Source organism: Lysinibacillus sp. COL-1, from assembly GCF_059814265.1.
This window is the reverse complement of the sequence record NZ_JCAWSJ010000003.1, coordinates 115,808-129,726: the sequence shown is the minus strand read 5'-3', so window position 1 is coordinate 129,726 and position 13,919 is coordinate 115,808. Positions and strand designations below refer to the sequence as shown.

Below are 13,919 nucleotides of genomic sequence, written 5' to 3'. Positions count from 1 at the left end.
ATGGAATTAGATGTAGAAAATGTTTCATTCGCAGTATCAGATGTTGAAATTATCAAAAGTATTTCGCTAAAGGTGAAAGAAGGACAATTTGTTGGCATTATTGGACCGAATGGTTGTGGAAAATCAACACTATTAAAAAACATTTATAAAGTCATAAAACCCACTAGTGGCAAGATTTTTTTAGATGATATAGATATTGTTAAATCCTCTGCCAAAGAAATCGCGAAAAAAATGGGGGTTGTTGGACAATTTAACAACTCGAATTTTGACTTTACTGTACGTGATATGGTGATGATGGGAAGAACACCACATAAAAGAATGTTAGAATCAGATACAAAAAATGATATTGAACTTGTGGATAACATATTACGAAAAGTAAACTTAGAGCATTATGCTTCAAAACATTTCTCTTATCTTTCTGGTGGTGAAAAGCAACGTGTCATTCTCGCACGTGCCTTAGCTCAAGAACCACAGTTTTTAATTTTAGATGAACCTACAAATCACCTAGATATTAAATATCAAATTCAAATTTTATCACTAGTGCAATCATTACAGATTGGTACACTAGCCGCATTGCATGATCTATCTATTGCTGCCATGTATTGTGAATATTTATATGTACTAAAAAATGGTCGCATACTAACACATGGCAAGCCTGAGAAGCTACTAACACCTTCATTAGTAAAAGAGGTTTATGAAGTTGACTGTTGTATCTATCAAAATAATGATACGAATAATATAGTCGTTGCGTATCATCCAGCTTTACCTAATCACTAAAGCTATTTTTGACTGACAACCAATCAATATAAGGAGGAGTATCTATGAATCCAATTTCATCAGAAAAATCAAGTACGTTCTATTCATATAGATGGTTGGCATTAGCGGTGATATTACTTCCAACATTATTAATCTCCTTAAATACTTACATGATACAAATTGCATTACCTTCCATTCAAAACGACTTGCATATATCCTTTTCTCACGCTCAATTACTATTTTCAGGATATTCGGTTGGGCTTGCAACTGCTCTAATAATTGGAGGTAAACTAGGCGATATTTACGGTAGAAAAAAAATATTATGGATTGGCGTATTGTTCTTTACCCTTACTGCTTTCTTAGGAGGAATACTTTCAAGCCCATTGTTATTAGTTGGGATTCGATTTGTTCAAGGCTTAGCCGCAGCCCTTATTCAGCCTCAAGTTTTATCAACAATCCAGGAAATTTTTCCGCCTAGAGAAAAAAATTTAGCTTTCGGCTTGTATGGTGCTGTCATTGGAGTAGCCTTTACCTTTGGCTTAATATTAGGGGGATTATTAGTTCAATGGAATATATTTAACGGCGGTTGGCGAACTGTATTTTTTTTCAATGTTCCAATTGGCATGCTAGTACTCCTTTTGCTCCCTTTTATACCGGAGTCAACGGATAAGAAATCCAATCATATTGATTGGATGGGTTCAATTTTATTAATGGTTAGTATATTTCTACTTATTTATCCTTTATCCGAAGTCCAACAACAAGGATGGCAAACATGGATTTTTAGCTGTCTACTGCTTTCATTTGTTGTACTTATTCTGTTCATTTATCTTGAGCGATTTAAGCAAAAACTTCAACAATCACCTCTCGTAGACCTAAGTTTATTTAAGCATCGCCCTTTTGTATTTGGCATTTGTTCTGTGCTAGCTATTTACTTAAGTATGTTTGCCTTTTTCTTTATCCTTAGTTACTTTTTACAATATGGCCTAAAGTATGATACAGGAGAAACGAGTTTAGTTTTTCTACCAATAGGAATTGGATTTTTTGTAACGTCTATTATTTCTTCAAAAATTATTAATAAGTATGGTTTTATTGTTTTAAAAATGGGTGCATTATGTATGAGTATGTGTACTTTTTTACTTGTCTTCTTTTTATGGATGGAGCAATATAATTTACTCAGAACTGATGCAATAATCCTTTTATTCGTCTATGGCCTTGGACTTGGTCTTGCTACAACACCTTTAGCAAATGCCATATTGGGTAACATTCCAAAGATTCATATGGGGGTTGCTGCTGGTCTATTTACAACCTTTATGTACTTAGCAAATTCCTTAGCAGTCGCAGGTATTAGTATACTATTTTCTTATTATTTAGGAACAAGTTTAGAGAGCGCTTCTTTGTTAAATTATATACATGCTTTTACTATAAGTTTAATTGTCATTGGACTGTTTTCTATGATAGCCTATATGATTTTGTCACTTTATCATAAAATGATTTTAAGAATAAAAATAAAGCAACAATAAATTACTATTTTGATTTATAGATTTTTCAAATAATGTATGACAAGCTCTTCATTATTTCGAGCTTGTCTACAGTCTGAAATCACCTCGTACACTATCGAGGTGATTTTTTATAACCAACGTTCACTTCTTGTTTCTTTTCGACAACAAAAGAGCACAAAGAATAATACATATCCCTATGAAATGTTTGATTAATAACGGTTCTTTCAATATCAAATATCCAAGTAGAACACCTACTACAGGAACGATATAATTACTAAAAGAGGCAAATAAAGCACCCTCACTTTTAATTAAAAGATTATAAAGCATATACACAATCCCTGCGTGGAAAATGCCTAATATAACAATGGAGACGACCTGAATCCCATTTATGCTTAATCGTAATGGTTGTTCAAGGATAAATGCCATTGGTAATAAAATCACAGTGGCAATTCCTAAAACATTTCTCATATGAACGATTGGTGAACCACCCTCTAACTTCTCCATTAAAATTAACGAAAATGCAAAGCTCAGTGCTGCTAATAGTAGCAGCACATTCCCTAATACTGTCCCTGAACCACTCACCCCTTGTATTGGCCAAGAAAGAATGATGATCCCCCAAAAAGCCTAATAGAATGCTAATCGTTTGAAACGAACTAACTTTTTTATTAAAGAAAAAAACAAAGAGAACTGACGTGATAATCGGGACCATTGCTATGAGCATAGACGCAATACTACTGGATACATATTTTTGACCTTGCGCAATGAGGACGAAGGGAATCACTACTTCAAAAATGGCAATCCCAATGTATAATTTACTATTTGCTAAGTAGTTTTCTTTTTTCAAAAATAAGCCCATAATACTTAAGCAGATTGCACCGATTAAAGCTTTTAACAAAGATAAAGTGACAGCTCCCACATCATTCGTAACTAATGCTACGAAGAAAAACTGAGAGCCCCATATACAACTTATTAATAGCAAAAGGCTGTATTTTCTCATTACACTACCTGCCTCTGCCCAAAATAATTTGTTCCTATGACGCCAATAATGATGATGATTCCACCAATAAAGTGATAAAGGTGAAAGACTTCCTGTAAAAACAAAACGCCTGCAAGTATTGTAATGAGCGTAGCAAAGTTACTAAAAACACTCATTTTAGAAGCCTCTAATTTAGATAACGCATAATTGGATAAATAGGACGTACCGAGCGAGGATAATAGCCCTAAATATAAAATCGCGATGACAAAATCAACATGTGTTAATGGCTGAAAAAATTCATCGATTGTACCATTCATCAGATGATTTCCAAGAGCCACCCCATTAAAAATGACAAATCCACATAATGTCATTACATACGTTAAAATCAGTAATGAATATTGCTTTGTAAGCCTTCGTGCAAACACGTTATAAAGCGACGCAGCAAGGGCTGAAAGTAAAATAAGTCCACTGCCGATGACATTTCCTGTAGTTGCATTGGCCCCATTCATAATTAGCATGTAGATAACTCCAAGTACAGATAAACTAATGAAGACGAGCTGTCCACGAGTAGCTTTTTCCTTTAATAATAAACCTGCTAGTGCTAATGTAAAAATAGGAATCGTTGCTTGAATAATTCCAGCCTCTGAAGAGGAAATTTTAGCAAGCCCAAGCACTTGAAAAGTGAAAAAAACAATGGGATACAATATGGCTAACGGTAAAATTTTTAGTAAATCATATTTTTTTATTGTTAGCTTATTTTTCGTAAATACCATTAAAATAACAATACCGATGAAGGCAAACGTAAAGCGATGGGCTAATATATCAGTTGGACTCGCCACCGTTAATGTAACTTTCACAAACATGAATGAAAGGCCAATGATAAATGCATACGAAATCGCTGCTATATAGGCTTTTCTTTTTTCTGACATACGATAATGCTCCTTCTCAAATCATTCCGGCCGGTATAGTTATCGTATTAAAAAGAGAACCTATAGACGATATGAAAAAAACACATCTGTACCGATACAGATGTGCTGGAGGCTGTCTATGCTTAAATATGAATGGATTTATTCTCAGCTGCTGACTCAAATACAAGCAGGTACTCTTCAATCAGGGGCAAAACTACCTTCTATCCGCCAGTTATCACAGCAATTTTCCTGTAGTAAAAGTACTATTTTAACTGCTTTAAAAAAACTTGAGGATCAGCATCTTATCTATGTATTACCGAAAAGCGGCTACTATGTTGTTGACCATCAGTTACCCTTACAACCACAGGAAAGAGATCACATAGATTTTGCTACATCTTCACCCAGTTGGAATGCTTTCCCATATCAGGATTTTCAACATTGTATAAACAAAGCTATTGATACATACCAAACAGATCTATTTAGATATGGAACACCAAAAGGCTTACCATCTTTAATAACAGAAGCGAAAAAATTATTAGCAAACTATCAAGTATTCGCAAAAGAAGAAAATATTTTTATTACTTCTGGCGTCCAGCAATCCCTGACTTTGCTAAGTATTATGCCATTTCCAAATGGTCGTTCAACCATTTTAGTGGAACAACCTAGTTACCATTTATATATGGATTATTTAAAAACCTATGGAGTTTCGGCAATCGGCATCAAAAGAACAAAGGATGGCATTGATTTACATGAATTAGAAAGCATTTTTAGTAAACATGACATAAAGTTTTTTTACACGATGCCACGTCTGCACAATCCTCTAGGTACTTCTTATAGTAAAAAGACAAAAGATCTAATCCGTAAACTTGCTTATCAATATAATGTTTACATTGTTGAAGATGATTATTTGGCAGATTTCGAGCAAAATTCGAAAATAGATCCCATTTATACAGATGATACACAGCAATATGTTATCTATTTAAAAAGCTTTTCTAAAATCATGTTTCCTGGCTTACGTATTGGACTTGCCGTTTTACCAGATGTCTTTACTGACACATTTCAGCAGTACAAAAATACCACTGATATTGATAGCTCCATGATTTCACAGGCTGCCTTAGAGCTTTACTTGAAAAGTGGTATGTTTGAACGTTATCAAAAGAAAGTCACCGAAGCTTATGCAAGCCGAGCGAATAGCCTTCAGCAATCCATAGCAACGCATTTAGCCCAATATCAGGCATCAATAGAAGTCTGTATGCATAGCCATATCGTTCTACCAAGACAGGTCAATACTCAAAAGCTTATTCAGCATTTGATGCAACACAAAATTTATCTAGATACGATTAACCGCAATTATTTAGATGCATTTGATCATGAGCGAATATTAAAGCTAAATGTGTCCAATGTGGAGGAATCTAAAATCAACGTTGGCATAAGGGAAATTGCATCAGCCCTTCAAAGTCCTAGCAATTACTTCTAAAGAAAAAAATTCATGAAACCTTATTGTAGCTCATATAATGAGACATCTTAAATTGCTTAATAAGGAGGATTCAATGCAATCTGAAAAATTGCGATTAAGGAAAATTCAGCGTCTTGCATATGAAATCATGGATGAGATGCACAAAGACAAAGACCGTACTGAATTACACAAACTCATTCCAATTATCGATAATTTATCTCGGGCCATTGGTGATTTAACAGATTCCGTTGGTAAATACTCGTTAGATTATGTGGAAGAAAAAGTGAGCAATGCACATGCACTTTTATTTAGTAAAGAAAAGGTGGATATTTTTTATTAATAAAGACAGGGAAAAAGGGTAACCATATACATGGCTACCCTTTTGGCATTAATGCGTTTCAGGTTCGAATGTTTTACAGTCTGTTTCCTCGCTGTTGGAAGCATGTTGTCCCTTTTGGCTGACAACATAAATTTTTTCGGCTGTACATTTGTTACCAGAATCCCAAAATGTGCAGTTATTGACTTCACAAAGAATTTCTTGTGCCATTGTCTCACACCTCCTCTTTGTTAGTTTTAACAAATTAGAGGTAAACAATACGTTGTTAAACAAAGTCAATCGATGATTACATTGCCTCCATTAAGCCATACTAAAGTCTAGATTAGCTGGATGGGTTGGTAAATGCTCCTGTGAAAGCATATTCGTTGTTGGAACTTTGTCATCTACCTCTTCAAATCGGAAACCATCTGCCCATACTTTCCCAGAACCAATTAATAACACACCAAAATAAATGGAGTCACCTTCTTCAGGTACGTCTAAGACAATAGAATAATGATTCCATTCAGTAGAACCTGTCACAGAACGCTGATCCATATTATCAAATTGAATAGTATCACCCGTACCATTGTCAATACGCATCCATGCACCACACTTTGTGGCATCTGCCGTCTTTAAATAGCAAGACATTTTCAAGCGCTTTCCTTTATAGTCAGTAGCCTGAAAGCCCTGCATCATCGTAGCAAATTGTCCCTGATTTGCTGATGCAGCTGTGGAATACAATACGCCTGAACGCTTCCCTGAATGAAACACCTTGTCATCTGTATGAAATTTATATAATTCTGGATTCGCTCCACTCAACATCCAACCTTTAACCTGTTCAACTGTTTCCATGTAATTTTCCTCCTCCAACATATTAAGTGATTGCATCAATTTTCGATACTTCCCTGGTGGTAATGCATAAACTTCTTTAAAGGCTCTTGTAAAAGCTTCTTGTGATTGAAACTGAAGTGTAAATGCAATGGTTAATATCGATACATTAGAGTACATCAAATAACTCGCAGCCATGGCTAGTCGACGTATACGAATATATTCACCAATCGTAATCCCCGTTTCCTGCTTAAAAATACGACTTAGATGGAACTTCGAGTAGCCAGCATTATTAGGAAGACGTTCAAGTGAAATTTCTTCCATCAATTGCTCCTCGATATAGGCAATCGTTCTTTGTGTTGCCTGACTATACTCCATGTTACTCACCTCATCTTTATTATATTGAAGAAGGAAAGAGATTTTTTGATGGAAGTTGCTAAATTTAACTTAATCAATTATTTTTGTTGGTGTTGCTTCTTGCACAACAATGAGACCATCATAAGCCTCTTCAGGTGTCATTTTAATGGTATACAGCATTTGTGTTAGCTTATACCACGGACGGAAATCATCACCGATATTGCCCATTCTTTGCTTTTGGGAAAGGATATCTGCCAGCTCCTTCGATTGTTTGGCAGTTTCAAAATCCACATAAAAGATGTTGCTATCGATGTCACTAAAAGCATCCACTAACACATTATGATGTTCAATTGAATATTCCTTTCGTTCACCAGAGCCGTTTTGTGCTTGAAATGTATTATTGACAAAGTCTGTGCCAATCGCAAAATAGTGTTCTTTATATTGCTCATTTAAGTATTGTCCCATTGATTGATAGCCTGCCATCGAAGCAGAGGTTTTCTCAATATGACCGTTATGAGCAGACATTAACACTTTATCATGCCCTTGCGTTGCTTCGTACTCCACAATCCATTGTAAATTTTCAGCCAAATATTCATCCCGCAAATTCATATAGTTTCCATCATTTACAAATAATTGCGTACGTTGCTTCATAATTTGTGCATATTGAGCAGCAAAGGAGAAGGCATCCTTTGATGATTTTTTCTCATATATCGCCTTGTTTGATTGTAAATCGTTGATGATTGTATCAATCGTTTTATCAAGCTCTATTAGCTGATTATTCGATAAATCTCTCATCGTTTTGTTGGAAACATGCTCTAGCTCAGTCGTAAATTTCTTAGCATTGTCAGCATGTACCTGTGCATAATAATCAAGCAATCCCTTTTTGCTATAATCATAGCGTTGCATATCATTTCCGTAAAAATAAATTTTATCTTGTTCATCGACTGTTAAGTTATAATCATGCATCCATTGAACAAGTTCAATCATTTGTTCTGTTTTATAAATGCCATAATCAAGAGCCTTTATAGCTTCCTCCGCCGTTCCAACACCGTTTAAAATAAATTGATTAATCTGCTGGGCTCCACCAAAATCTCCTTCTAAGACAAAAACATGGACATTTTCATTCTTAATCATCGCTTTAAATAGGTCTTTTTTTAATGTTTGAAATTCGATATTGCCATGTGTTGCTTCTCCAAACCCAATAATTTTTACATCATCAGGGATATTGATATCTTTTATTTCACTAGTATACTGCGAGACATCTTTTATAGACTCCCCCTGCCCACATCCAGCTAAAGCTACTAATAGCATTGATGCAGTTAAAAATCGGAAGCTTCGTTTCATTATTCTCATGTCAATTCTCCTTTAAGGTGTTAAATGGCTTTTCGTTGGAAATAGTAATATCCTCCGAGGAAAAATAGGATGAACCCACCACCTACTACTGTTAATAATTGCTCCCATGGCACAAAGAATACATCGTCTGTCTTGCCACCTATGTACATCATTGAAAAAGGCTGTGCCCAGGGATAATATGGACCAATTCGTTCAGAGTTCACCGCTAAAATTGATGGCAACGTAAATATGACATTGACAGCAAATGGAGCAGCAAAGCTTTTAAACATTATGGATAACCATAATTGAAGGGCCACTAAAGGCAATGTTGCTACCCATCCTCCAACAATACTTTTCCATACGATTCCCATTGGAAAAGGATCTGTATAGCCCTTCAGCATACCTACAGCAAAGATGGAGCCTAAATACAAGAGCTGCATCGCTAGAACAAGCAGCATAATTAACACATATTTTGCTACAAATACTTTCCCTCTCGTTACCGGTAATGCTAAAAGCTGCTTCCATCCGCCAGACTGATGTTCATATCTACAGATGAGACTCGCAAAAACGCCCGTAATAAGAGGTAAAAATAATAATGCGTATGTTAAATTCATTGAAAATAAGGCAATATACCATTCATTTATTTCCAGTCCCTGCATATTGTCCTCTAAATTTGCTGATAGTCCAATGAAAAGCCCAATCATGGGCCCCGCCAAAATAATAGGTACCATTTTTGATTTACGCAATTTAAACCATTCAGCTTTCAGTAAAGCGTTCATTATTTCACGTCCCTTCTTGCAAAATCGACCATGCCAGCAATATAGAGTAAAATACCAATCCCTACACCTAGCACGACATTGATTATCGGCTCATCCCAGTGGTTCATCAATGATGGCCATTTCCATATCATCCAGTCAGGTAGAACATAGGAGGAATAAGCAAATATCACCCCCAAAATGCCTACTGTAATATGAATCCCTTGATTATGGCTTACACTCGCAATCCACAATTGAAGTGCCAAAATAGGCAATGCTGCAAGTGCAGGAAAGTAACTAAATTTAACTAACTCCATATAAGGAATAGGTTCACCTAGATTTAAAAACAGCCCATAACTCAGCGTAAAAATCATGAGTAGTGTTGAAGACAAAAATAGTAGGATAGCTAACACAGTATATTTAGATAAATATACGGTTAATTTGGATACAGGTAATGCGATAAACTGCTTCCAAGCGTTAGTCTCGTTTTCAATACTCGCCATGAAGGATGTTAAAATGGCAATGCCCAACACAATGGCAAGCGGTGTGAATGAATGAACATTTAGTAAATAATAGCCCCAATCATCTTCACTTTGCTGTAAGAGGTAATCCTTTCTTACTCCATAATTGACCATTTGTAGAGCGACAACACCTAAGGGACCTAAGAGCGTTAAAAACCATAATCCTTTGCGTTTGATTTTTAAAAAATCAGCAGTTAACAGCTTGCCCATCATATCGCCTGCTCTCCCATCGTCATTTGCAGGAATATATCCTCCAATGAGCGTTTCTCTTCCTCCACTCGGAATACTGAAATACCCTCCTGAATAAGAACATGGACAATATGAGCAACTTTTTCATCTGAGCATGCCTCTAAGAAAATAACCCCATCTTGATAATCTGCTTTAATGCCATGGGCTAATAGAGAGCGCCATCCTTTTTCACCATTGTTCACTTTAAATAGAACTTTTGGTTGAGCAAATCTACGCATCGCCTCAATAGAATCTTGGAAAATCAATTTCCCCTTAGAAACAATCCCTACTTGAGTCGCCATTTGATCGATCTCTGATAATAAATGGCTGGAAATAATAATGGTCATGCCGTATTCCTTTGGTAGCCTTTTAATTAAATTGCGAATTTCAATAATTCCTGAAGGATCTAGACCATTCGTTGGTTCATCTAAAATAAGTAATTCAGGATTATGCAGTAGAGAAGCAGCAATACCGAGACGTTGCTTCATCCCTAACGAAAAGCCCTTTACCTTTTTATTAGCAGCTTCCTTCAAACGGACAATTTCGAGAACTTCATCGATTCGAGATTTCGGTACACCTACTATTTTTCTTAGTGCCTCCAAATTCTCGTATGCCGTTAAGTGTGGGTAGTAGGAAGGATTCTCTACTAATGAACCTACATTGGCTAAGATTTGAATACGCTCCTTCGTAATGTCTTTTTGAAAAATTTTAATGGTACCTGTGGAAGGCTTCATTAAACCAAGAAGCATACGAATCGTAGTCGTTTTCCCTGCTCCGTTTGGCCCTAAAAATCCGTATATTTCACCTTTTTGTATTTGTAAATTCATATTTGATACAGCTTGCTCTTTCCCAAAGTGTTTTGATAAGTTTTGTGTTTGTACGATATATTCCAATGTTCTCACCTCATTTACTATCATAAGAAGAGAAGGTTAAAAACAGGTATGGACCAAGTTTAAATTTTGTTTAAAAAACTTCTACCTTTTTATAAGAGCCTTTCTTTTTCTGCCGCAACGCTTTCCATACAAAAAAATTGTTGCATCAACATAAAAAAATCTGCGAGCTTTTACTTCCCAAGCTTCGCAGATTGAATCACATTTTTTATACTAATTTTTGTGCCCGAGTGATTGGAGTTTATGTCCCATTCTAAACCCATACCCTTTACCATTACATCAACAATGGATAAACCAATTCCTGCCCCCTTAGCATTCGATTCATTTTTCATCCCTTGACCATGGTCCTCAATCACAAATGCTATGTAACTCTCCGTTGATTCCGTTGTCACCTTTATATATTTCCCACTGTTAGCGTGACGCAATACATTTTGGAATATATTATCAAATATTCGTCCTAACCATAATGGATCAACACGCCATTCATTAGGTTCAAATGCTTGCAGTTCAATGTCGATCGTAAAACCTTCTCGCTCAAAAACTGGATACCAGGTTGTTAGATGTTCCCGCACAAACCGAATAACATTGATGTTTTTCGGTTCGAAATTATATTTACTTGCCATTAACAATGTATAGGACATTAGATTTTCGATTAAAGCATCAATATTCACTATAGATGTTTCCATTGCCTTCAAAGCTTGTTTGCCTTCCTCTGACAAGGTTTCTTTGCTAATCGTATAGGACTGGGCTCTTACTTTTGTTAACGGTGTCCGTAAATCATGTGATAAATTGGCAATCAGTTCCCGTCTTAGCTGTTCTTCCTTCTGTTGACGCTGTTTACTATCTCTCAGCTCGCAAACCATTCTGTTAAAGCTATGCTCTAATTGCCCAATTTCATCCCGCTTTTTCACATGAATCTCAATAGGTAGACCGTCTACATCACGTATCTCCATGGCCTCTTGGAGATGTAATAATCTTTTTCGGATTCCTTTGAAAAATAAAAGCGAAACGACAATAAAAAATAAAATAACGGCAATTACACCAAAAAGTAAGAAGCTACCATAGTTATCATAGACCTTAATAAGCGGTGGATTAAAGGCTTCCCTTGAAATCTCTAATACAATAAAGCCATTTGATACATCACCGCCTACGAAAGCCATAACAGTAAATGGATTACCTCCATAGCGTTCCTTTATAAATTGAGTTGTATAGGCTGGTGTCCATTTTGTTGGTAACTGCTCCTTCACATTGACAGAAGTCAGGAGATTGCCCTCTTCACTTACCCAAAACATAGAGGCTGTAGGATATTGCTCTTGCCATTTTTGAAAAAACTCGGCAACAGTATGATCTGAAGCTTGTTTTATGCTGTTGGCCTCTGTATGCCATTGCTCCTCGATTTCACTTTCCAGAAGAACATCACTTGAAAATTCTCCAGACGCTGTTTTTGTAATGCCTAACACGAAAATCGCAACACCCAGATAGGATATTTGCACAATTGATATGGCTAATAAAATAATTAGCATATATTTTGCTAATAGTGATCGGAAAAATTTCATAGTTTCACCCTATAGCCTATACCTCGAATTGTTTCGATAATCAGAGGCTTTGCAGGATTTACTTCAATCTTTTCTCTTAAGTAACGGATATGTACCATCAATGTTTTATCACCTTCTATATAACTCTCACCCCAAACACCCTCATAGAGTTGTTCCTTCGTTAAAATTTGATTGAGGTGACGTATAAAATACTGCAATAAATAAAATTGTTTACCAGTCAAAAGAATTTCTTCTTCATCCAATGTATTGATAATTCGCATATCTTTCGTATAAATTTTTAGGTGCTGCAATGCTAGGACATCATCATTTTTTTGATATCTTCTCAGTAATACTTCAAGCCTTGCTACTAGTTCATCGGGGTGGAATGGCTTTGTTACATAATCATCAGCGAAGTGGAGCCCTTCAATTTTATCCTCAATAGCCGTTCGAGCTGATAACATTAATATTGGTAAGTCCTTATTTTCTCGTTTAATTCTTTTGCCAATGGAGAAACCATCTAAGCCAGGTAGCATCACATCCAATATAGCAATATCCTTTGAGGCAATATGTTGCTCAAGATCTTCTCCAGACTCTAACCAGGTTACTTCATAGCCTCTTTCAGTTAATTCCTTACTGACCCATTGCCCTATTTCTTTCTCATCTTCTATGTACAATATACGAATCAATGGTCACCCTCCTTATTACTAATTAAAAATTATATTAAAATACCATATTTTGCATTATACATTTAATTAGAAATTAAAAACAATATAAATCCCATACATGGTTATTATAGGGTAAAATCTTATTAATTGTGGGAATAGGCAGCTATACATACAAAATCCTACTGCCCTGTGGATGAAAAGATTCTTTACTTGTCTAAAGCTGCTCAAAACTTAGGATATTTAACAGTTCATGCAAAAGAGAGCAAACTAATGTTTCTAGTTTGCTCTCTTTTTGGATTATTATTGAATAATCAGCATATCATTTTCATCAAACTGCCACATGTCACCATAGGCTACTTCCCAGTAGTAGCCATTTGGATCTTGGAAATAGCCACTATAGCCTCCCCAAAACACAGTTTCTGGCTCTTTCACAATTGTCGCTCCAGCCTCTTTTGCTAATGCAAATACACGATCTACTTCTTCTTTTGTTTTACCATTATAGGCAAGTGTAATTCCGCCAAAGCCACGGCCAATTTCTGGTGGGTTGGCTTCATTGATGTCTTTGACTAAGCGTTCAATTGGAAAAAGCGATATTTTCGTTCCTCCATTATTAAAGAACATCACATCTGGATTCGTTTCGTCTCCGTACACGACTACCTCAAAGCCAAGCCCCTCTCGATAAAATGCTAGTGATTTCACCATATCTATAACACCTAATGTGATTAAATTTAACCGATTCATCTTCCAATTCCCCTTTATAAAGTTTTACTATTTTTAATTTAATTTCGCTATCCAACAAAAATTCCCTTTATTACAAAAAAAGTCATTCGTTTACTTCAGTCCAAATACTCTTTGTACAGGCAATTGTCATTCCATAGCGCCCCATATTTTTCTGAT

General features: G+C 35.8%; 15 protein-coding genes and 1 pseudogene. 4 read left to right on the top strand and 12 right to left on the bottom strand.

Translation table 11 applies throughout. The annotated features are described in order from the left end of the window. Both AC6BKE_RS05005 and AC6BKE_RS05000 read left to right on the top strand, forming a co-directional pair. Positions 1 to 777, top strand: a complete 777-nt coding sequence (locus AC6BKE_RS05005) for an ABC transporter ATP-binding protein (RefSeq protein ID WP_058843877.1) — start codon at positions 1 to 3, stop codon at positions 775 to 777. 44 nt (positions 778 to 821) lie between these two features. Further along, positions 822 to 2,276 carry an MFS transporter gene (locus AC6BKE_RS05000; protein WP_101966884.1) on the top strand — a complete coding sequence of 485 codons (1,455 nt, stop codon included), beginning with the start codon at positions 822 to 824 and terminating at the stop codon, positions 2,274 to 2,276. Positions 2,277 to 2,396: 120 nt separating this feature from the next. Here the strand turns inward: AC6BKE_RS05000 and AC6BKE_RS04995 are convergent, their stop codons facing one another. From AC6BKE_RS04995 to AC6BKE_RS04985, 3 genes and pseudogenes are all read right to left on the bottom strand, one after another. Then, positions 2,397 to 2,837: an EamA family transporter gene (locus AC6BKE_RS04995; RefSeq protein WP_499856080.1), complete on the bottom strand. Its 441-nt coding sequence runs from the start codon at positions 2,835 to 2,837 to the stop codon at positions 2,397 to 2,399. Between the two features lie 43 nt (positions 2,838 to 2,880). Then, positions 2,881 to 3,252, bottom strand: a pseudogene (locus AC6BKE_RS04990) (EamA family transporter); the annotation flags it as partial. Beyond that, positions 3,252 to 4,160 (bottom strand): DMT family transporter, encoded by a 909-nt coding sequence (locus tag AC6BKE_RS04985; protein WP_058843874.1) that lies wholly within the window; start codon positions 4,158 to 4,160, stop codon positions 3,252 to 3,254. The gene AC6BKE_RS04985 and the pseudogene AC6BKE_RS04990, both read right to left, overlap by 1 nt. 118 nt (positions 4,161 to 4,278) lie before the next feature. Here AC6BKE_RS04985 and AC6BKE_RS04980 point away from each other — a divergent pair, with 118 nt between their 5' ends. Together AC6BKE_RS04980 and AC6BKE_RS04975 are read left to right on the top strand one after the other, a co-directional pair. Continuing rightward, on the top strand, positions 4,279 to 5,616 hold the full coding sequence (locus AC6BKE_RS04980) for an aminotransferase-like domain-containing protein (protein WP_499856077.1): 1,338 nt from the start codon (positions 4,279 to 4,281) through the stop codon (positions 5,614 to 5,616). A gap of 73 nt (positions 5,617 to 5,689) precedes the next feature. Continuing rightward, the gene (locus AC6BKE_RS04975; RefSeq protein WP_036128699.1) at positions 5,690 to 5,935 is read left to right on the top strand and encodes a hypothetical protein; all 246 of its coding nucleotides are present in this window, start codon (positions 5,690 to 5,692) and stop codon (positions 5,933 to 5,935) included. A gap of 48 nt (positions 5,936 to 5,983) precedes the next feature. Here the strand turns inward: AC6BKE_RS04975 and AC6BKE_RS04970 are convergent, their stop codons facing one another. The 9 genes from AC6BKE_RS04970 to AC6BKE_RS04930 form a co-directional block, all read right to left on the bottom strand. After that, positions 5,984 to 6,142 carry a DUF1540 domain-containing protein gene (locus tag AC6BKE_RS04970; protein WP_004231699.1) on the bottom strand — a complete coding sequence of 53 codons (159 nt, stop codon included), beginning with the start codon at positions 6,140 to 6,142 and terminating at the stop codon, positions 5,984 to 5,986. A 90-nt stretch (positions 6,143 to 6,232) separates the two neighbouring features. Further along, complete coding sequence (locus tag AC6BKE_RS04965) at positions 6,233 to 7,117, bottom strand: helix-turn-helix transcriptional regulator (RefSeq protein ID WP_058843872.1); 885 nt, start codon at positions 7,115 to 7,117, stop codon at positions 6,233 to 6,235. 69 nt (positions 7,118 to 7,186) lie between these two features. Continuing rightward, positions 7,187 to 8,449 (bottom strand): erythromycin esterase family protein, encoded by a 1,263-nt coding sequence (locus tag AC6BKE_RS04960; RefSeq protein WP_231745009.1) that lies wholly within the window; start codon positions 8,447 to 8,449, stop codon positions 7,187 to 7,189. A 20-nt stretch (positions 8,450 to 8,469) separates the two neighbouring features. Next, entirely contained in the window at positions 8,470 to 9,207 is a 738-nt protein-coding gene (locus tag AC6BKE_RS04955; RefSeq protein ID WP_499856075.1) for an ABC transporter permease, read from the bottom strand. Beyond that, positions 9,207 to 9,917 carry an ABC transporter permease gene (locus AC6BKE_RS04950; RefSeq protein WP_499856074.1) on the bottom strand — a complete coding sequence of 237 codons (711 nt, stop codon included), beginning with the start codon at positions 9,915 to 9,917 and terminating at the stop codon, positions 9,207 to 9,209. Before AC6BKE_RS04950 ends, AC6BKE_RS04955 begins: the two co-directional genes overlap by 1 nt. Continuing rightward, a complete protein-coding gene (locus AC6BKE_RS04945; protein WP_499856072.1) occupies positions 9,914 to 10,825 on the bottom strand; it encodes an ABC transporter ATP-binding protein in 912 nt (303 codons plus the stop codon). Before AC6BKE_RS04945 ends, AC6BKE_RS04950 begins: the two co-directional genes overlap by 4 nt. Before the next feature lie 170 nt (positions 10,826 to 10,995). Continuing rightward, complete coding sequence (locus AC6BKE_RS04940) at positions 10,996 to 12,378, bottom strand: sensor histidine kinase (RefSeq protein ID WP_499856071.1); 1,383 nt, start codon at positions 12,376 to 12,378, stop codon at positions 10,996 to 10,998. Then, positions 12,375 to 13,043, bottom strand: a complete 669-nt coding sequence (locus AC6BKE_RS04935) for a response regulator transcription factor (protein ID WP_342504351.1) — start codon at positions 13,041 to 13,043, stop codon at positions 12,375 to 12,377. The genes AC6BKE_RS04940 and AC6BKE_RS04935 overlap by 4 nt, the downstream gene beginning before the upstream one ends. 279 nt (positions 13,044 to 13,322) lie before the next feature. Continuing rightward, complete coding sequence (locus AC6BKE_RS04930; RefSeq protein ID WP_499856069.1) at positions 13,323 to 13,763, bottom strand: VOC family protein; 441 nt, start codon at positions 13,761 to 13,763, stop codon at positions 13,323 to 13,325. Positions 13,764 to 13,919: the final 156 nt, after the last annotated feature.